Source organism: Micromonospora sp. NPDC005806 (assembly GCF_042871425.1).
Classification (GTDB): Bacteria; Actinomycetota; Actinomycetes; order Mycobacteriales; family Micromonosporaceae; genus Micromonospora.
The window spans coordinates 38,130-56,504 of record NZ_JBIAIL010000034.1 but is presented as its reverse complement, the minus strand read 5'-3'; the positions used below and the strand labels follow the sequence as shown (position 1 = coordinate 56,504).

Annotated in this window: 17 protein-coding genes; 16 read left to right on the top strand and 1 reads right to left on the bottom strand. The window is 74.6% G+C overall.

Annotated elements, in window-relative coordinates; all coding sequences use genetic code 11:
• Window positions 1–47: 47 nt before the first annotated feature.
• The 9 genes from ACFYOS_RS27840 (at window position 48) to ACFYOS_RS27800 (ending at window position 8,981) form a co-directional block, all read left to right on the top strand.
• On the top strand, window positions 48–794 hold the full coding sequence (locus ACFYOS_RS27840; protein WP_387147766.1) for an ArsR/SmtB family transcription factor: 747 nt from the start codon (window positions 48–50) through the stop codon (window positions 792–794).
• Between the two features lie 148 nt (window positions 795–942).
• Window positions 943–2,016: a cytochrome P450 gene (locus ACFYOS_RS27835; protein WP_387147763.1), complete on the top strand. Its 1,074-nt coding sequence runs from the start codon at window positions 943–945 to the stop codon at window positions 2,014–2,016.
• Window positions 2,013–2,819, top strand: coding sequence for an isocitrate lyase/phosphoenolpyruvate mutase family protein (locus tag ACFYOS_RS27830; protein ID WP_387147760.1), 807 nt, complete (start codon window positions 2,013–2,015; stop codon window positions 2,817–2,819). Before ACFYOS_RS27835 ends, ACFYOS_RS27830 begins: the two co-directional genes overlap by 4 nt.
• Before the next feature lie 93 nt (window positions 2,820–2,912).
• Window positions 2,913–3,875: a hypothetical protein gene (locus tag ACFYOS_RS27825; RefSeq protein WP_387147757.1), complete on the top strand. Its 963-nt coding sequence runs from the start codon at window positions 2,913–2,915 to the stop codon at window positions 3,873–3,875.
• Between the two features lie 5 nt (window positions 3,876–3,880).
• Entirely contained in the window at window positions 3,881–5,485 is a 1,605-nt protein-coding gene (locus tag ACFYOS_RS27820; RefSeq protein ID WP_387147827.1) for an asparagine synthetase B family protein, read from the top strand.
• 49 nt (window positions 5,486–5,534) lie between these two features.
• Window positions 5,535–6,359, top strand: coding sequence for a MerR family transcriptional regulator (locus ACFYOS_RS27815; RefSeq protein ID WP_387147755.1), 825 nt, complete (start codon window positions 5,535–5,537; stop codon window positions 6,357–6,359).
• Window positions 6,360–6,472: 113 nt separating this feature from the next.
• Window positions 6,473–6,943 (top strand): DUF1203 domain-containing protein, encoded by a 471-nt coding sequence (locus ACFYOS_RS27810; RefSeq protein WP_387147752.1) that lies wholly within the window; start codon window positions 6,473–6,475, stop codon window positions 6,941–6,943.
• 38 nt (window positions 6,944–6,981) lie between these two features.
• Window positions 6,982–7,914 carry a PfkB family carbohydrate kinase gene (locus tag ACFYOS_RS27805; protein ID WP_387147749.1) on the top strand — a complete coding sequence of 311 codons (933 nt, stop codon included), beginning with the start codon at window positions 6,982–6,984 and terminating at the stop codon, window positions 7,912–7,914.
• A 41-nt stretch (window positions 7,915–7,955) separates the two neighbouring features.
• Window positions 7,956–8,981, top strand: coding sequence for a carcinine hydrolase/isopenicillin-N N-acyltransferase family protein (locus tag ACFYOS_RS27800; protein WP_387147746.1), 1,026 nt, complete (start codon window positions 7,956–7,958; stop codon window positions 8,979–8,981).
• 56 nt (window positions 8,982–9,037) lie between these two features.
• On the opposite strand, the gene ACFYOS_RS27795 is transcribed toward ACFYOS_RS27800, so the two are convergent.
• Window positions 9,038–10,492, bottom strand: a complete 1,455-nt coding sequence (locus tag ACFYOS_RS27795) for an LVIVD repeat-containing protein (protein ID WP_387147743.1) — start codon at window positions 10,490–10,492, stop codon at window positions 9,038–9,040.
• Between the two features lie 139 nt (window positions 10,493–10,631).
• Here ACFYOS_RS27795 and ACFYOS_RS27790 point away from each other — a divergent pair, with 139 nt between their 5' ends.
• The 7 genes from ACFYOS_RS27790 to ACFYOS_RS27760 all read left to right on the top strand — a co-directional run bounded on the left by ACFYOS_RS27790 (window position 10,632) and on the right by ACFYOS_RS27760 (window position 18,345).
• Window positions 10,632–11,312: a DUF305 domain-containing protein gene (locus tag ACFYOS_RS27790; RefSeq protein ID WP_387147741.1), complete on the top strand. Its 681-nt coding sequence runs from the start codon at window positions 10,632–10,634 to the stop codon at window positions 11,310–11,312.
• Window positions 11,313–11,406: 94 nt separating this feature from the next.
• Window positions 11,407–12,150 carry an SAM-dependent methyltransferase gene (locus tag ACFYOS_RS27785; protein ID WP_387147738.1) on the top strand — a complete coding sequence of 248 codons (744 nt, stop codon included), beginning with the start codon at window positions 11,407–11,409 and terminating at the stop codon, window positions 12,148–12,150.
• A 101-nt stretch (window positions 12,151–12,251) separates the two neighbouring features.
• Entirely contained in the window at window positions 12,252–12,671 is a 420-nt protein-coding gene (locus ACFYOS_RS27780; RefSeq protein WP_387147735.1) for a hypothetical protein, read from the top strand.
• A gap of 463 nt (window positions 12,672–13,134) precedes the next feature.
• The gene (locus ACFYOS_RS27775; RefSeq protein WP_387147732.1) at window positions 13,135–14,349 is read left to right on the top strand and encodes a sensor histidine kinase; all 1,215 of its coding nucleotides are present in this window, start codon (window positions 13,135–13,137) and stop codon (window positions 14,347–14,349) included.
• Window positions 14,350–14,371: 22 nt separating this feature from the next.
• Complete coding sequence (locus ACFYOS_RS27770; protein ID WP_387147729.1) at window positions 14,372–15,037, top strand: response regulator; 666 nt, start codon at window positions 14,372–14,374, stop codon at window positions 15,035–15,037.
• Window positions 15,038–15,184: 147 nt separating this feature from the next.
• Window positions 15,185–15,859 carry an ABC transporter ATP-binding protein gene (locus ACFYOS_RS27765; RefSeq protein ID WP_387147726.1) on the top strand — a complete coding sequence of 225 codons (675 nt, stop codon included), beginning with the start codon at window positions 15,185–15,187 and terminating at the stop codon, window positions 15,857–15,859.
• A gap of 5 nt (window positions 15,860–15,864) precedes the next feature.
• Window positions 15,865–18,345, top strand: a complete 2,481-nt coding sequence (locus ACFYOS_RS27760) for an ABC transporter permease (RefSeq protein ID WP_387147723.1) — start codon at window positions 15,865–15,867, stop codon at window positions 18,343–18,345.
• Window positions 18,346–18,375 lie beyond the last annotated feature (30 nt).

Here is an 18,375-nt window from a genome sequence, read left to right as displayed (position 1 = left end):
CGCACGTGTCGGTCGGGGCCGAACGGTGCGCGTGTCAGCATGGGGGGATGACCAGCACCAGCACCGACGGGCGCGCGATGGCCGGCCTCGCCGCGCTGCTCGCCGACCGTACCCGCGCCGGCTTCTGCCTGGCCCTGCTCGACGGGCGGGCCTGGACGGCGGGCGAGCTGGCCCGGGCCGCCGGGGTGGCGCCCTCCACCGCGAGCGACCACCTCACCCGCCTGGTGCAGGGCGGCCTGCTGGTCGAGGAGCGGCAGGGCCGGCACCGCTACGTGCGCCTCGCCGGCCCGTCGGCGGCCCAGCTCATCGAGGACCTGGCCGGGCACGCGCCCGCCCCACCCGCGCCGCCCCGCACGCTGCGTGCCGCCTCGGCCGGCGCCGCCCTGGCGTACGCCCGGACCTGCTACGACCACCTGGCCGGCCGGCTCGGCGTGCTGCTGCACGACGCGCTGCTGGACCGGGGCGTGCTGGACCGGACCGGCGGCCTCGCCGTCACCCCGGACGGGATGGCCTGGCTCGCCGAGCTGGGGGTGCCCGTCGAGGCGCTGCGGGCCGCCCGGCGCCCACTGGTCCGGGACTGCCTCGACTGGACCGAGCGCCGCCCGCACCTGGCCGGCGCGCTCGGGGCGGCGCTGTGTCGCCGCTTCCTCGACCTCGGCTGGACCGCACGCGGCACCGGCCGCGCCGTCCGCCTCACCCCGGCCGGGCGCCCCGCCCTCGCCGCCGCCCTCGGCCTGACCCCGGCCGACCTCGCCCCACCCCCCGCCCGCGACACCGGCCCCGCCCGCGCCTGACCCACCCGCCGCCCTGCCCACCCCACCCCCGGCAGGGTCGATCATGAGGTTGGCGGCGGTTTCGGAGATCGACATCGCCGTCAACCTCATGATCGAAGGGCGGGATCGTTCGGTCGGGGCCGAAGCGACCCGGGCCTACGGTCGGGGGATGAGTTGGCCGGAGATTCCGCAGGCCCCGGGGACGCCACCGTGCGGGGCGCCGGTACTTCTCGACGACGGATGGGTCGTCACCCGGCACGCCGACGTGCTCGCGGTGCTGACCGACGACCGCTGCGTGGTGCCCGTCGCGCCCGACGGGCCGCCCGGCACCCTCGCCTGGCTGCGCGGCACGGTCAGCCGGTTCAGCGCCCCGGACCCGCACGCCGCCCGCCGGGCGATCGGGGTCGCCGCACTGGCCGGCCTCGACCCGGACGAGTTGCGTGCGGCCGCGGCCGGGCTGACCGAGGAGGTGTTGAACCGGGTGACCACCTTGCCGAACGGCCAGGTCGGCCTGGGCACCGGGCGCGACCGGGCCGACGTGGACGAGCCGACGTCGGGCCGGGTGGACGTGATGGCGCGGCTGGCCCGGCGCGTACCCCTGGCGGTCCTGGCGGCGCGGCTCGGCCTGGCCGATCCGGCGGCCGGGCCGGCGGTGGCGGCGGTAGCCGCCGCGTACCACCCGGGCGCCGACCCGGCGGCGGTGGTCCGCGCGGACCGGGCGGTGGCCGCGCTGCTGGCCATGTCCCCACCGGCCCCGGCCGAGGTCGCCGCGAACCGGATCGGGCTGCTGGTCCAGGCCTGCGACGCCACTGCCAGACTGATCGGCGCGGCCGTCCGGCACGGCCTCGCGGCGCCGGCGGCGCTGTCCACCGGCGACCTGCTGGCGGAGGTGCTGCGCCTCGACCCGCCGGTACGCGCCACCCGGCGGGTGACCACCGCCGCGCTGCGCCTCGCCGGCCGGGAGATCGGCCCGGACGCCCCGCTGCTGCTCCGCTTCGACGCGGCCAACCGTGACCCGGCCGTGCACCCCGAACCGGACCGGTTCCACCCCGGCCGCCCCGGCGGGTCGCTGACCTTCGGCGCCGGACCCCGGGGCTGCCCCGGGGAGCGGCACGCCCTGGCCCTGGCCGCCGGGGTGGTCGGCGTGCTCCGCCGCCGCTGCGGCGGCACCGCCGGTCCGGTCGGCTACCCGGCCCACCCCACCCTGCGCGTCCCCACCAAGATCGAGGTGACCGTCCGATGAGTGAGCGCACCACCGCCTTCCACGCCCTGCACCGGCCGGGCCGGCCGCTGCTGCTGCCCAACGCCTGGGACCACGCCTCCGCGGCGGCGCTGGCGGCCCGGCGGCATCCGGCGATCGGCACCACCAGCCTCGGGGTCGCCGCTGCCGGCGGGAAGCCGGACGCGGCCGGGGCCACCCGGGCTGAGAACCTCGACCTCGCCCGGCGGCTGCGCGACCTGCCGGTGCTGCTCACGGTGGACGTCGAGGGCGGGTTCAGCGACGACCCGGACGCGGTCGCCGACTACGTCGCCGAGCTGGCCGCGCTCGGCGTGGTGGGCGTGAACCTGGAGGACGGCCGCCCGGACGGGAGCCTGGCACCGCCGGAGCTGACCGCCGCCAAGATCGCGGCGGTGAAGGCCGCGGTGCCGGAGCTCTTCGTCAACGCCCGCACCGACGCCTGGTGGCTGGGCGTGCCTGAGGCGCTGGCGGAGGCCCTGGACCGGGCCCGGGCGTACCGGGTGGCCGGGGCCGACGGCTTCTTCGTCCCCGGCGCGCCGGACGACCTCGTCGAGCGGCTGGCGGTCGAGGCCGGCCGGCCCCTGAACGTGCTGCACCGGCCGGGCGGGCCGGGCCTGGCCGACCTGGGCCGGCTCGCCGTGGCCCGGGTCAGCACCGGCTCGCTGCTGTTCCGGGCCGCTCTGGGCGCCGCGCTGCACCTCGCCGACGCGGTCCGGACCGGCCGGGACGCCGACCTGCCCGCCGCGCCGGCGTACGGCTGGGTGCAGGCGCTTTCCGGACCGGACGCGGCGGCTCGTCTTCCTTAGGGGGAGATAGGAGGATTGTTCGGGGACCTCCCGTTCCTGGCATTTACGGTGACTTCGACCACACCGTGTCCTGCCCGGAGAGGGGACCCGACCATGCGTGTGCCCAGCCGAAGCCCCGGCCAGCAGCCCGGGCCCACCGTCGCGGCCACCGCACCCGCCCGCCGGTTGCCCCCGGCCGCCGGGCGCCGGCCCGCCGGTGCGCCGGACCTGGCCGCCTACCGGGCGGCGGTGGCGGAGCTGCTGGTCGAGGTGGGCGCCCTGGCGGACGCACCCTCGACCACCGCCCGCCAGGTGCTGCTGGACCAGCGGCTACGCGAGCCGGCCATCGCCGCGGTCCTCGACGCCACGTCGCAGGGGTTCGTCGGCGCCCGGGAGACCCTGCTGCTGGAGATGACCCGCTACCAGCCCAACGCCCGCAGTTCGGCGCACGACCTCACCGCGCTGGTCCGGATCTACCTGCTCTCCCGCATCGACGTGATGTGGTGGCGGGACAGTCCGACCTTCCTCACCGACAGCCAGGTCAACACCAGCATCGACCTGGTCGACCTGGAGTGGCTGCGCCGCCGCGGCCTGCTCGCCTTCCGCTACCAGGAACAGCCCGCCGGCGTCCTCAGCCGCGGGCTGCGAGCGGTACGCCGGCGGCTGCTGCCCGACGCGACCCCGCGCACCGCCGGGCTGATGTTCCGCCGGGCCCGGCGCGAGGTGGTGGCCCTGCTCAACGACATCGGCCGGGAATTCGCCCTGGCCACCCCGCCGGGCACCCCGCCGCTCTGGGTCACCAGCCTCGCCCGCAGCGCCGAGCACCAGTACCGGCTGCGCCGCCTGGGGTACGCCGCCATGGTGCCCAGCGGGCACTGCCTCGGCTGGGCGGCCGATGTGGAGATGGCCTGGTTCCGGCGCTTCGGCGTCCGGGAGACCCTGGTCGACCTGCTGCTGGCCCGGCAGGAGGCCGGCGAGATCAACGTGGTCGACGAGGGCCAGGCCTGGCACCTCTGCCTCGCGCCCGACGCCCGCCGCCGGTTCCGGCGGGCGTACGAGGTCGAGATGGGGATGTGACGGGCATGTGCGGGATCGCGGTGAGCATCGGGCCGGAGGCCGACCCGGCCACCTTCCGCCGGATGCTCGCCGTCCTCGCCCCGCGGGGCGAGGTGACCGAGACCCGGCAGGAGAACGGCCTGCTCGTCGGCGTACGCCGGCTGCCGATCGTGGACCGCGAGCGGGCGGTGCAGCCCTGGGTCTCACCCGACGAACGGCACCTGCTCTGCTACAACGGCGAGATCTTCAACCACCACGAGCTGCGCTCGCAGTTGGCGCGGCTCGGGTACCCCTTCCGCAGCGCGAGCGACACCGAGGTGGTGCTCGCCGCGTTCCAGCACTGGGGCGAGGAGGCGGTGCACCGGCTGCGCGGGGAGTACGCCTTCGCCGTGGTGGAGCGGGCCACCGGTCGGGCGTACCTGGCCCGTGACCCGGTCGGGGTGAAGCCCCTCTACTGGTCCCGCGGCCCGGGCTGCCTGCATCTCGCCTCGGAGGTGAAGGCCCTGGTCGGGCACGGCGCGCCGATCAGCGAGGTGCCGCCCGGGCACCACGGCTGGGCCGAGCCCGACGGGCGGGTCCGGCTGCGCCCGCACGTGGACCTGCTCCGCCTGGGCGCCGGGCTGCCGGTGATCGACGACCCGGACGAGGCCGCCCTGCTCGTCCGGGTCGCGCTCACCGACAGCATCCGGATGCGGCTCGACACCGACCTCACCGTCGGCGTGGTCCTCTCCGGTGGACTGGACAGCGCGCTCGCTCTGCTGCACGCCCGGCAGCTGCACCCGGACTGCGTGGCGGTCACCGTTGGCGTGCCGGACAGCCCTGACGTGGTGTACGCCCGGCGGCTCGCCGCCGACCTGGGGGTGCCGCACGAGGTGATCGAGCTGCGCCCGCGGGACATCCGGCTGGCCGACATCCGGGAGGCGATCCGGATCTCCGAGCTGACCGAGTACGGGGACATCATCAACGCCGTGGTCTCGGTGCCGATCTTCCGGCGCCTGCACGAGCTGGGCGTCAAGGTGGTGCTCACCGGGGACGGCTCGGACGAGCTGTTCGGCGGCTACCCGATGTACCGCCAGGTCGGCCCGGAGCAGTCCCGCCGGCTCGTGCTGCACAAGATCCGCAACCTGTGCCGGACCGAGTTGCAGCGGGTGGACCGGGCCAGCATGGACCACGGCGTGGAGGCCAGGGTGCCCTTCCTCGACCTGAGCGTGCTGGAGCTGGCGATGCGCATCCCCCTCGACCTGAAGATGCGTGACGGCCAGGAGAAGTGGATCGTCCGGCGGGCCTTCGCCGACGTGCTGCCCGACTACATCCGCCGACGCCCGAAGAACCCGATGTCCTACTCGTCCGGGCTGCACGAGCGGGCCCGGCTCTACAAGCCGCTCTTCGCCCGCCTGCACCGCTCCTTCGGCTACGACCTGCTCGAACCGGTCCGCCGCGACTTCGACAGCGTGCTCACCCGCTGCGGCAACGATCTGGACCGGGCGATCGCCGACGGCCTGGCCCGGTCCGACTACACGGTGCTGGAGCACGCGCGGGACCTGGTCGGCGCGGCGAAGTGGAACGCCGTGCCGATGGTCCGCCGGCTGGTTGGCCCCCGCGCCACCCGGCGTGTCGCGTCCCGCCGGTGACGGCCGCGCTTGACTCTGACACCGTGTCAGGGGCGAGCGTGAGGGGGCCATGTTCACCATCGGAGAATTCGCCGCACTCGGCCGGGTGTCGGTCCGGATGCTGCGGCACTACGACGGCATCGGGCTGCTCCGTCCGGCCGTCGTCGATCCGCACACCGGTTACCGCTACTACCGCGCGGCGCAGCTGGGCCGACTCAACCGGGTGATAGCCCTGAAGGACCTGGGGCTCACCCTGGACCAGGTCCGCGCCGTCCTCGACGACGACTTGGACGCCGCCGAGCTGCGGGGCATGCTGCGGCTGCGCCGCGCCCAGCTCGCGGCGCAGGTGGCCGCGGACACCGCCCGGCTGGCCGGGATCGAGGCGAGGCTCCGGATGCTCGAGACGGAGGGTCGGATGACCACGAAGGACGTCGTGCTCAAGGAAATTCCGGCGGTGCGGATCGCGGAACTGACCGCGGTCGCCGCAAGCTACGAGACGCCGGACATCGGCCCGGTGATCCAGCCGCTCTACCCGGAACTGTTCCGCCGGCTGGACGAGGCGCGGGTGCGCCTCACCGGGCCGGCCATCGCCTGGTATGAGCCGGTGGGCGAGGGGGAAGCGGTCGTGGTGCACGCCGGGGCGACCGTCGGCGTCGACCCGTCGGTGTCCCGGGACTTCGCCGTCGTCGACCTGCCCGCGCTGCCCACGGCCGCGACGCTGGTGCACCACGGGTCGATGGACGAGGTCGAGGCCAGCATGGAGGTGCTGGCCCGGTGGATCGAGGAGAACGGCTGGCGGGCCGAGGGGTACGCCCGCGAGGTCTACCTCGACTACTGCCAGGAGGCGCCGGAGAAGGGCGTGACCGAACTGCAGATCCCGGTCTCCCGACGCTGACCAGGGCACGGGCCGCCCGAGGGGGGCGGCCCGTGCCGAGCGGCCCAGGGCGGCCGCAACGCGAAGTCCGATCGCCGCCAGCCGACCGCCCCACCACGGGCCAGGCTGGGGACATGAAGACGACCACCGGTTACCTGATCCGGCCCGTGCCCCCACCGGTGCTGGCCGAGGTGCGGCGCACCGGCCGCGACGCCTGCGGCCAGCCGCTGGAGCGGTGCTGCGCCGAGGGCGGCGAGCCGTTGCGCTGCTGCCTCCGTGACGCCACCCCGGGCGAGCCGCTGCTGCTGTTCGGGTACGCCCCGCCCATTCCGGCCGGGCCGTACCGGGAGGTCGGGCCGATCTTCGCGCACGCCGTCGACTGCCCCGGCCGGGCGGACGTGACGGGGTACCCGGCCGACTGGCGGGGACGGCCCCAGGTGCTCCGGGCGTACGACCGGCGGGGGCGGATCGTCGGCGGCCGGCGGCACGACGGCGGGGACCCGGAGGCGGTGATCGCGGAGCTCTTCGCCGACCCGGCGGTGGACCGTCTGCACAGCCGCAACGTGGTGTACGGCTGCTTCATGTTCGCAGTCGTTCGGCCGTAGCAGGGCGTGACCGGCGGTGGCCCGGGTATCAGCGCGGCATGGCCGGACTCGACGCGATCGTGGTGGGGCAGGTGGTGCGGGATCTCGTCCTGCTGGTGGACGAGGTGCCCGGCCCGTCCGCCACGGCTCCCGTCCGGTGCCGGCGGGAGCTGCTCGGCGGTAAGGGGGCCAACCAGGCCGTCGGGCTCGCCCAGCTCGGCGCGCGGGTGGGGCTGCTCGGCGTGGTCGGTGAGGACGAGGTCGGCGACCGGCTGCTGGGCCGGGCCCGCAGCGACGGCATCGACGTCGCCCCGGTGCTGCGCCGCGCCGACACGCCCAGCGCGCTGATCGTCGACGTGGTCGACGCCCGGGCGCACTGGCGCTACCTGGAGGACATCCCCGAGGCGACCCTGCTGACCGAGGCGGACGTGACCGGTGCCGAGGAGGTGCTGCGGGCGGCCCGGGCGGTGGTCGTCCAGCTCCAGCAGCCGCTGCCCGCCACGCTCGCGGCGGCCCGCTGCGCCCGTACCGCCGACCGGATGGTGGTGCTCGACGGCGCGCCGGACGACCCGGCCGGCGCGGCGGACCTGCTCGCCCTCGCCGACGTCTTCCGGGCCGATGCCCGGGACGCCGGGCTGCTCGTGGGCGATCCGCCGAAGGACGCCGAGGCGGGGCTACGCGCCGGCCGGGACCTGCTGGCCCGGGGGCCCGGGCTGGTCGCCGTCGAGGTGGCGCGGGAGGGGAACGCCTTCGTCTGGCCGGACGGGGAACTCTTCGTGCCGCTGTCCGAGACGCCCATGGTGGACAGCACCGGCGGCGGGGACGCCTTCGTCGCCGCGCTCACCGCTGGCCTGCTGCGCGGCGAGGCGTACCCCGAGGTCGCCCGGTACGCGGTCGCCGCGGCCGGGGCCACCGTCGGCCATCCCGGTGGACGTCCCGCCCTGAATCCGGCGGCGATCGAGGCGCAGCTGTCCCGCATCCCGCCCGGCTGACCGGATGGACAATCGTCGCTGGCTCTTCTAGCGTCGCGGACATGCGCAGGACATCGCTCGCCACCGGTCTGGCCCTGCTGCTCCTCACCACCGGCTGTGCGGAGAGCAGGCCGAGCCCGGCGCCGCTGGCGGCCGCGCCGAACGCCGGCGGGAGCCCGACGCCGGGGGCCGTCCCCACCGCCTCCCGGCAGGATCCGGGTCAGGTGGAGCGCACGCTGGCCAGTCTCCGCAAGGTCGACGACCTGCCGCTGTACGAGATGACCTACGTGGGGGACTACGACCCGATGGCGGGCGTCGCCGGCACCCCGCAGGCGAGCCCGTTCGGCTGTTCGCTCTTTGCCGCGCTGGGTGACCGGAACCAGCCGCTGTTCGCCCGGAACTTCGACTGGGAGCCGAACCCGGCGCTGGTGCTGCGGGCCGACCCGCCGGACGCGTACGCCTCGATCTCCCTGGTGGACATCGCCTACCTCGGCGTCGGCGCCGATCCGACCGGCGACCGCCGGCTGCTCAACGCGCCGCTGCTGCCCTTCGACGGGATGAACGAGCGGGGCCTGGCGGTGGGGCTGGCGGCCGACGACGCGGCGACCGCCCGGCCGGTGCCGGGCCGCCCGACCGTCGGCTCGGTGCGGATCCTGCGCCTGGTGCTGGACTCGGCGGCCACGGTGGACGAGGCGATCGCGGTGTTCGAGCGCTACAACCTGGACTTCGCCGGGGGGCCGGCGCTGCACTACCTGCTGGCCGACGCCACCGGCGCCTCGGCGGTGGTGGAGTTCGTCGACGGCGTCATGCGGGCTGACCGGAAGCGCGGTCCCTGGCGGGCGCTGACCAACGTCCAGGCTGCCGGCGTGCCCGACAAGGAGTTGCGGCGAGATCACCGGTACGGGCTGCTGGCGAAGGCGTTGGACGCCGCCGGCGGGACGGTGGACGCCCCGACCGCGCTGCGCGTGCTGGACTCGGTGCGGCAGCCGCACACCCGCTGGTCGGTGACGTACGGGCTGCGCAGCGGCGAGGTGCGGGTGGTCCCGACCGGCGGCGGGGAGCGCAGCTACCGGCTGCCCATGAGCTGACAGCCGACGGGCCCGGCCCCGCGGATGCGGTGGCCGGGCCCGCGGACGGTGGGACGTCAGTCCCGGTAGTCGGGTTGGGTCTGCACGTTGAGCCGGGTGAAGTGCCTCGTCTTGGCGCCCGGGATGGACGCCTGGTCGATCTCCACCACGTCCAGGCCCTTCTGGATGTCATTGGAGTAGATGTGACCGTTGTAGTAGTACGACGACCAGGACCCACCGACGATCAGTCGGGTGTCCGAGAGCGGCCCCCGCTCCCAGTAGCCGATCTCCTTCGGGTTGGCCGAGTCGGTGAAGTCCCAGACCGAGATCCCACCCTGGTACCAGGCCTGGACCATGATGTCGCGTCCGGGCACCGGGATCAGCGAGCCGTTGTGGGCGACGCAGTTCTCGGTGTCGCCGTTCGTCCGGGGGATCTTGTAGTAGCTCCGGAAAGTCATCGTCCGCGCATCACCGGCGCCGGTGATGTCGAAGATGGCGTCCGCGCCGCGGTTCGGCCCGACGGTGGCGTTGCAGGTCGCCCCGCCGCCGCCACCCAGTTCGTCGGTGAAGACGACCTTGGTGCCGGTGTTGTTGAAGGTGGCCGAGTGCCAGAAGGCGAAGTTGGTCGTGTCCCGGACCTGGTTGATCACCCGGGGCGCCTCCCGGTTGGAGATGTCCATCAGGATGCCGTCGCCCATGCAGGCGCCGGCGGCCAGGTCCTTCTGCGGGTAGACGGTGATGTCGTGGCAGCCGGTGGTTGCCGAGCCGCCCGGGCGGCCCGCGTACCCGCCGTCCGGGAAGAGGTTCGGCGTTGCCACCACCGCCGCGTCGGTGGGCGTCTCCAGCGGCACCTTCACGATGGAGATCGAGTCGTGCGGCGGCTGGCAGTCGGGGAAGGCCGCCGACGGGCTGTACGAGGAGACGTACAGGTAGACGGAGAGGCCGTCCTTGGCCGGCACCAGGGTGTGCGTGTGCGAGCCGCAGTCCGTCTCGACGGACTTGATGTAGCGCGGATTCTTCTTGTCGCTGATGTCGAAGACCTTGATGCCCTCCCAGGACGCCTTGATGCTCGCCGACTGGGACGCGCTGGCGCAGGAGTCGTCGCTGCGCGACGAGTCGGTGGAGAGGAAGAGCAGGTCACCGTAGACGGAGACGTCGTTCTGGGAACCTGGGCAGAGCACCTGCGACATGACCTTCGGTGCGGCCGGGTTCGCGATGTTGTAGATGGTGAAGCCGTTGTAGTTGCCGGCGTAGGCGAACGGCCCCTGGAATGCGAGGTCGCTGTTGAGGGCGCTCTCGCTGTCGAACGGTCCCTGCTTTGGCAGGTTGGCGATCTGACGGAGGTTCGGGCTGCTGGAGATCTCATCGACGCCGAGCCCGGTGCTGGCGCTGTCCACGGTGGCCGGTTCGGCGGCGAGCCGTGGGGTGGCCTGCGCGCTGGCCGGAGCGGCGACGGCGGCGAGGAGGAGACCGGCGGCGGCAAGGCTGCCGATCCGGAGACGACGGGACTTGGACGTGTGCGATCTGACCATCGGCGAAACCCTTCGAAAGGGGATGACGATTGTGGATACCTTACCGTCAGCTGATGGGGATCAATGTGGCCTGCGTCACATTGACGGTCCTTTATCGCTGGTTAGGATCGCTGTCACCTCGATCGGAGGGGGTTGACGCATGACCGGCCAACGTGGACGCGTCCTGATCGTCGTAACAGTTGTGGTCCTGGCGCTCGGCGCGCTGGGCCTGACGCTGTGGCACCAGCCTGACCGTCCGGACGCCGTCCGCGCCGCCGGGTCGAGCCCGTCACCGACGGTGGAGGCGCCGCCGGTCATCGTGCCCGGACGACCGGGGGAGCCGGCGGTGACCCGCCCGGCCCAGGAGGTGCGGGACACCTCGACGCCCCGCTACAACAGCCTCGACGTCTGGTTCGTCCGGATGATGATCCCGCACCACCAGCAGGCCGTGGAGATGGCCGCCCTCGCCCCGGACCGGGCCGCCGACCCCCGGATACGCGCGGTCGCCGACCGGATCCAGGCCGCCCAGCAGCCCGAGATCGGCGTGCTGCGGGCGTGGCTCGCCGCCCGGGGTCTGCCTGCCGAGGTCCCCGGCCACGACCACGGCACGATGCGCGGGATGCAGTCCCCGGAGGCGATGCGGCAGCTCGCCGCCGCCCGCGGCGCCGACTTCGACCGCCTCTTCGTCCGGATGATGACCGAGCACCACGAGGGTGCCGTGGTGATGGCCACCGACCTGCTCAAGGTCGGCGTGGACCAGACGATGCAGGAGTTCGCCAACTCGGTCGCCGCCGAGCAGTCCGTCGAGATCACGCGCATGCGCGAGCTGACCGCGTCCTGACCCGCCGGCCACCGTCGTCGCCCTGGCATGGGACATGCCGTGGCGGTCGCGAAACCGGCATGCGCCGTCGATCAAGACTTGGCACCCTCGACGGATGCAGACGACCGACGACCTCGCCGCTTCGCGCTATGTGCGGATGCGCTGGAACACGCCGCTGTCGGAGGAACACGCCGCGCTGCTGCTGCAGCGGCTGGACATCCGGCCCGGCGCGCGCGTGCTTGACCTCGGCTGCGGGTGGGGCGAGCTACTAATCAGGGCGGTTGCCGCCGGAGGCGTGACCGACACAGCTGTGACGACGGGCATCGGTGTCGATACGGATGATGCAGCTCTCGCCCGGGGGCGGACAGTGGCCGCCGGCCGCTCACTGGACCGGCAGGTCACCTTCGTCAAGGGGGAAGCGGCGGCCTGGCGGGAGCCAGCCGACCGTGTCGTGTGCGTTGGCGCCGCGCATGCCTTCGGCGGGACGGCCGATGCCCTCAAGGCGCTCGCCGAGCTCGTGCGGCCCGGTGGCCGGCTCCTGTTCGGGGACGCGTACTGGGAGCGCCCACCCACGGATGCGGCTCTGGAGATCTTCGGGAAAGACACCGTGCCGCTCGCGGATCTCATCGAGCAGGCGCGTGGGCTGGGCTGGCGAGTCCTCCATTTCGGCACCGCCGACCAGCGAGAGTGGGACGACTTTGAGTCGACCTGGCGCGCCGGCCGGCAGGAGTGGCTGCTGGCGCACCCGGAGGACCCCCGCGCGACCGAGGTCCGCGAGGAACTCGACGCCCGGCTGCGCGAGTACGTCAGCATCTACCGCGGCGTGCTGGGCCTCGCCTACCTCGTACTCGGTCGTTGACGCACGCCCGGGATGCCTACGCCGTCCCGGTTCCGTTTCGGTGCTGACAGCGAGGCCGCGGGAGCGGAGGATTGGGGCGTGGAGGCAGAAGGACGAGCATCGTGACCTCGGCTGGGACGCGCCTGGGTCGCGGCGCGTCGGTTGCATTGCTGCTCGCCGCCGCTTACGGCATCGTGCTCGTCGTCGCGGGGTTCGTCGCCCCGGTCTACAACTCGGAGACCGTGTCAGCCTCGGGTGAGGTCACGCGAGGATCGGGCACGGTCGTGGGTGTGAACGGTCCAGGTGCCGCGGTCGGACTCGGCGTGCCCCTGCTGGCGACTGTCCTTGTCGGGTGCGCGCTGTGGCTGCGCTCGATGCCGTCCGCGTGGGCGCTGACCGGGCTCCTGGCCGGGTTCAACCTGCTGGCGCTGGCGTCCATCGGTCTCTTCGCGCTTCCGGTCACCGCCGCCCTGCTGGTCGCCTGCGCCAGGTGCCGACGGCAGCCGAAGCAGCAGGACCCAGCCGCGGCGGCTGCCCCCTGAGGCCGGATCGACGTCGATCGCGGTGGTCGAGGCCGGGCTGCCGGACCTTAGCCAGGTCTGGTCGGACCCGCACTGGCGGCTGTACGCGGTGGCCGACCCCACCCCGCTGGTCGGCAGTCTCGACGCCCCGACCTGAGCCGCAACGCTCGGGGGTGTGGCAGGTGGGTCGTCGGGCTGAGATGGCCCGGAGCGGTTGTTGGTGAACCACGCTTTCGAGCTGATATCGCAAACGACTCAAGCGTGGCCCGGGCCGGGGGCCACCAGCCCCGATGCGGGGTGGCGGCCGGCACCGGTGAGTCGTTGGCGACATCAGCTCCAAAGCCGCTCTCCGGTGCCCGGCCGGCGTCGGCCGCCAAGGGTGTACGTGCCGACGCGGGGCACGGTCACCGTCGTCCACTCGCGGCAGCCGGCTTCGCGGAGGCGTACGGGCAAGTATCGACGGGCAGCACACCCCGTACGCTGAGTGACCGTGGACCGCATGATCTTCGGCCGCCCGTTGCGGAGCGTCGCCTTTGACGTCGCCGTCTCCGGGCTGGTGGCGCTGCTCGCCGTCGCCGGAGTGGTGGCCCAGCCCGGCGGCTGGAAGGCGACCACCGTCGGGGTCGCGATGGCGCTGGCCCTGCTGTTCCGGCGGACCCATCCGTCGGCGGTGGCGGCTGCGGTGGCCGCGCTCGCGCTGACCCAGGTGCTCGCCCACTGGGGTCCACTGGCCTACGACGTCGGCGTGCTGATCGCCCTCTACAGCGTGGTCAAGTACGCCGATCGGCTCCGGGACGGGGTGATCGCCGGAGTCGTGGCCGCGGTCGGCGTGGTGCTGGCCGCACTCCAGGTGCCCGGACCGGCCGCGTGGTGGGCCAGTGCGATCTGGTTCGGGACGGTCACCGGGGCGGTCTGGCTGGTCGGGCTGAACGTGCGGACCCGCCGGCTCTACGTGCTGAGCCTGGAGGAGCGGGCCACGACTTTGGAGCGGGAGCGGGAGGCGGAGGCGCGGGCTGCGGTGGCCGAGGAGCGCACCCGGATCGCGCGGGAGTTGCACGACGTGGTCGCGCACAGCATGGCGGTGATGATCGTGCAGGCCGACGGCGTGCGGTTCACCATCGACCGGGACCCGGCCACCGCCCGCGAGGCGGCCAAGGTGGTGGCGGACACCGGGCGGCAGGCGTTGGAGGAGATGCGCCGGCTGGTGGGCGTACTGCGGGAGCCGAGCCGGCCGGAGCCGGCGGCCGCGCCGGGCGCGGCGGCCGAGCCGGCGCACCGCCGGCCGGCGGTGGTCGAACTGCCCGACCTGCTGGACCGGTTCCGCGCCGCCGGCCTGGAGATCGCCTACGCCACCACCGGTGAGCCGCCGGCCCTGCCGCCCGGCCTGGAGCTGACCGTCTACCGGGTGGTGCAGGAGTCGCTGACCAACACGCTCAAGCACGCCGGGGTGGGCGCGTCCGTCGCGCTGGACCTCGACTGGTCCCCGGACGCCGTCGTGGTCCGGGCCGTCGACGACGGGCGCGGCCGTCCGGCGGTCCGGCCGGCGCCGTCCGGCGGGCACGGCCTGGTCGGCATGCGCGAGCGGGTCGGGGTGTACGACGGCAGCCTCGCCGCCGGCCCCACGCTGGCCGGGGGATGGCGGGTCGAGGCGCGGTTGCCGCTACCGTCGGCACCCGGCACGGAAGAGGAGGCGGTGTGAGCGTCCGAACAGAGGTGGCGGAGTGACCGTCCGCGTGGTCATCGTCGACGACCAGGCGCTGGTGCGCGCTGGGTTCCGCATGGTGCTCGACTCGCAGCCCGACCTCGAGGTGGTCGGCGAGGCGATCGACGGCGCCGACGCGCTGCGCGTGCTGGACCGGGTCGAGGCCGACGTGGTGGTGATGGACCTGCGGATGCCCACCATGGACGGGGTGGAGGCGACCCGCCGGATCGTCGCCCGGCCGGCCGACCGCCGGCCCCGGGTGCTGGTGCTCACCACCTTCGACACCGAGGCGGACGCGTTCGCCGCGCTGCGGGCGGGCGCCAGTGGGTTCCTGCTGAAGAACGTGCCGCCCGAGGAGCTGCTCGGCGCGATCCGGGTGGTCGCCGAGGGCGATTCGGTGGTGGCCCCGTCGGTGACCCGGCGGCTGCTCGACCGGTTCGCCGGCCAGCTCGGCCCCGGCCCCACCGAGGACCCGCGGCTGGCCCAGCTCACCGAGCGGGAGCGGGAGGTGCTGCTGCTGGTGGCGCAGGGACTGTCCAACGCGGAGATCGCCGCCCGGGTGCACGTGGCCGAGGCGACGGTGAAGACGCACGTCGGTCGGATCCTGGCGAAACTGCAGCTCCGTGACCGGGTGCAGGCGGTGGTGCTGGCGTACGAGAGCGGGCTGGTCACCCCCGGCGGCTGACCCGGCGTACGACCTGAGTCGTAGGGGTCGACCCGATCCGGGGCGACCCGGGGCGTACCGAGGTCGAGCGCGCAGGTGGAGATCGACAACGGGGTGTCGGACATAGCGTCGGACTCGAAAGATGATCGGGTCCGACAGGAGCACCACGTGTCCGCAACCCCGCCCACCGGCGTCGCCGTCACCACCCGCGAACTGCGCAAGGAGTACGGCTCCGGCAAGTCCACCCTGCTGCACTGCCTGGCCGGCCTGGACCGACCGTCCGCCGGGACGGTGCGGATCGGCGACGCCGATCTCGCCCGGCTCGACGACCGCCGGCTGACCCTGCTCCGGCGGGACCGGGTCGGCTTCGTCTTCCAGAAGTTCAACCTGCTGCCGACCCTCACCGCCGAGGAGAACATCGTGCTGCCGCTGGCCATCGCCGGCCGGCGACCCGACCCCGGCTGGTTGCGGCAGGTGGTGGCCGCGGTTGGCCTCACCGACCGGCTCGGCCACCGGCCCGCCGAGCTCTCCGGCGGCCAGCAGCAGCGGGTGGCCGTGGCCCGCGCCCTGGTCGCCCGGCCCTGGGTGATCTTCGCCGACGAGCCGACCGGAAACCTCGACTCCCGTTCCGGGGCGGAGGTGCTGCGGCTGCTCCGCGAGGCGGTCGACACCCTCGGCCAGACGGTGGTGATGGTGACCCACGACCCGGTGGCCGCCGCCCACGCCGACCGCGTGGTCTTCCTCGCCGACGGCCGGCTGGTCGACGAGCTGCACGCCCCGACCGCCGCGCAGGTGCTCGACGCGCTGGCCCGCCTCGAGCCGGCCGTGCCGGCGGGGCGGTGAGCGGGATGCTGCGCCTCACCGTGCGCCAGGTCCGCGCGGACGGGCTGCGCCTGCTGCTCTCCTCGCTGGCCATCGTCCTCGGCGTCGCCTTCGTCGCCGGCACCCTGATCTTCACCGACGGAATGCGCGCCGGGGCGTACGCCCGGGCCGGTGCCTTCGACCGGCACACCGACCTGGCCGCGTACGCCGGGGACAAGCCCCTGCCGCCCACTGTGGTCGACCGGGTCCGCGCCGTCGACGGGGTGGCCGCCGCCGACGGGGAGCTGACCGGGACCGCCGGGATCGTCGGCACCGACGGCCGGCCCGTGCTCGGTTACGCCGTCCTGGCCGCCATCCCCACCGACCCGGCCCTCCAGTCGTACGACGTGGTCGCCGGGCGGCTGCCCCAGCGCCCGGGCGAGCTGGTGCTCGACGCCCCCACCGTCGCCGACCAGGGCTTCACCCTCGGCAGCCCGGTGCGGATCGGCGGGTCCGGGGGGCCGGCGCGGCCGTACACCCTGGTCGGCACGGTCGACGTGGCTGGCACGACCCGGGACGTCGGCGGTCCGTACCTCGGGCTGGTCGGCGCGGACGCGCTGCGCGTCGGCGGCGAGCCCGGGTACGGCCGGATCATGGTGGCCGCCCGACCCGGCGTGGACCGGGAGGCGCTGGCCGACCGGGTCCGCGCGGTCGTCGGCCCGGGCGTGCCGGTCAAGGACCGGCAGACCATCCTCGACGAGGCGGTCACCGACGCGGTCCGCGACGGTCGGCAGTTCGGGCTGTTCCTGATGACATTCGCCGCCGTGGCGGTGGTGGTGGCCGGCTTCGTCATCGCCAACACCTTCGCCATCGTGCTCGCCCAGCGGATCCGGCGGACCGCGTTGCTGCGGCTGGTCGGCGCCACCCGGGGGCAGGTCTTCCGGGCCGCCCTGGCGGAGGCGGCGCTGACCGGGCTGCTCGCCTCGGCGGCCGGCGTGCTCGCCGGCGTCGGGCTGGCCGTGGGGCTCGGCGCGCTGCTGTCCGCGTTGGACGCCCCGGTCTCCGGCGCGCTCACCGTCACCGTCCGTACGGTGCTGCTCTGCCTCGGTCTCGGCACGCTGCTGACGGTGGTGTCCGCCGCCGTACCGGCCTGGCAGGGCACCCGGGTCGCCCCGGTGGCCGCGCTGACCGACGCGGCCGTGCAGCCGGCCCGGCGGGCCGGTCGGGTCCGGCTGGCGGCCGGCGCGCTGGTCCTCGCCGCCGGGCTGGCGGCACTGGTCGGTGCCGGTCAGACCGGTCAGCTGCCGCTGGTCGCCGCGGGCGGGGTGCTGGCCTTTCTGGGCATCGTGCTGTTCGGCCCGGTGCTGGTGCCGGCGCTGGTCCGGGGGCTCGGCTGGCCGGTCCGCCGGCTGCTCGGCGCCACCGCCGGGCTGGCGGTGGCGAACGCGGTCCGCAACCCGCGCCGGGTGGCTGCGACCGCCACCGCCATGGTGATCGGGATCGGCCTGGTGTCGGCGTTCGTCGTCGGCGCGGGCAGCGCGAAGGCCAGCATCGAGGGTGCCGTGGACCGGCAGATCGGGGTGGACTTCCTGGTGACCGCGATCGGCGGGGAGCTGCCGGCCCCGCTGCTGGGCGAGCTGTCCGCCCGCCCGGAACTGGGGGTGGTGCACGAGCAGCGCAGCCGGGTGGTCGGCGGCGTCGAGCTGCGGGCCGCCCACCCGAAGCTGGTCCGGCGGACGCTCACCGCGGTGGACTCCGGCGACCCGACCGGGTTGGCGCCGGGATCGGTGCTGGTGCACCGCGAGCTGGCCGCGGCGAAGGGCTGGCGGGTCGGTTCGACGGTCACGCTGGCCGGTCGACCGTTCCGGGTGGCGGCGGTGGTCGCCGACGAGGGGCCCGTGCTGGCCGGCAGCCCGGTGCCGGCCGGGCACGTGGTCGACGTGACCGACGCCGACTTCGCGCGGCTCTTCCCCGCCGAGCGGGGTTACCTGGCGGAGGTCGATCCCGCCGACGGTGTCTCCCCGGCCACCGCTCGGGGGGCCCTCGAGTCGGTGCTCGGGAACTACCCGACGGTCAACGTGCTGGACCAGGGCGCGTACAAGAAGATGCTGACCGGCACGGTGGACATGGTGCTGGCGTTCGTCACCGCGCTGCTCGGCCTGGCCGTGGTGATCTCCCTGGTCGGCGTGGCCAACACGCTCAGCCTGTCGGTCGTGGAACGCACCCGGGAGAACGCGGTGCTGCGGGCCGTGGGCCTGACCCGGGGCGGGATGCGGGCGGTGCTCGCGGTCGAGGCGGTGCTCACCGCGCTGGTCGGCACCCTGCTCGGCGTCGCGCTGGGCACCGGCGTCGCGGCCGGCGCGATGGCCGTCGTCGCCCGGATCAGCGGCGACTTCACCCTGGTGCTGCCGTGGGGTCGGCTCGGCCTGGTCGTCGCGGTGGCGGCCCTGGCCGCCCTGGCCGCCTCCGTCCTGCCGGCCCGGCGGGCGCTGTCTCGCCCGGTGGTGGCCGCCCTCGGCGGGGAGTGACCGGATTCCGCTCCGGCCCCCCTGGCGTCC

What these genes read in the sequence shown, in the direction of transcription:
- ACFYOS_RS27820 (WP_387147827.1), top strand. Translation starts at nt 3,881, where the DNA reads ATGTGCGGGATCGCGGTGAGCATCGGGCCGGAGGCCGACCCGGCCACC.
- ACFYOS_RS27790 (WP_387147741.1), top strand. Translation starts at nt 10,632, where the DNA reads ATGACCGGCCAACGTGGACGCGTCCTGATCGTCGTAACAGTTGTGGTC.
- ACFYOS_RS27815 (WP_387147755.1), top strand. Translation starts at nt 5,535, where the DNA reads ATGTTCACCATCGGAGAATTCGCCGCACTCGGCCGGGTGTCGGTCCGG.
- ACFYOS_RS27830 (WP_387147760.1), top strand. Translation starts at nt 2,013, where the DNA reads ATGAGTGAGCGCACCACCGCCTTCCACGCCCTGCACCGGCCGGGCCGG.
- ACFYOS_RS27825 (WP_387147757.1), top strand. Translation starts at nt 2,913, where the DNA reads ATGCGTGTGCCCAGCCGAAGCCCCGGCCAGCAGCCCGGGCCCACCGTC.
- ACFYOS_RS27760 (WP_387147723.1), top strand. Translation starts at nt 15,865, where the DNA reads ATGCTGCGCCTCACCGTGCGCCAGGTCCGCGCGGACGGGCTGCGCCTG.
- ACFYOS_RS27835 (WP_387147763.1), top strand. Translation starts at nt 943, where the DNA reads ATGAGTTGGCCGGAGATTCCGCAGGCCCCGGGGACGCCACCGTGCGGG.
- ACFYOS_RS27800 (WP_387147746.1), top strand. Translation starts at nt 7,956, where the DNA reads ATGCGCAGGACATCGCTCGCCACCGGTCTGGCCCTGCTGCTCCTCACC.
- ACFYOS_RS27805 (WP_387147749.1), top strand. Translation starts at nt 6,982, where the DNA reads ATGGCCGGACTCGACGCGATCGTGGTGGGGCAGGTGGTGCGGGATCTC.
- ACFYOS_RS27785 (WP_387147738.1), top strand. Translation starts at nt 11,407, where the DNA reads ATGCAGACGACCGACGACCTCGCCGCTTCGCGCTATGTGCGGATGCGC.
- ACFYOS_RS27795 (WP_387147743.1), bottom strand. Translation starts at nt 10,492, where the DNA reads ATGGTCAGATCGCACACGTCCAAGTCCCGTCGTCTCCGGATCGGCAGC.
- ACFYOS_RS27840 (WP_387147766.1), top strand. Translation starts at nt 48, where the DNA reads ATGACCAGCACCAGCACCGACGGGCGCGCGATGGCCGGCCTCGCCGCG.
- ACFYOS_RS27810 (WP_387147752.1), top strand. Translation starts at nt 6,473, where the DNA reads ATGAAGACGACCACCGGTTACCTGATCCGGCCCGTGCCCCCACCGGTG.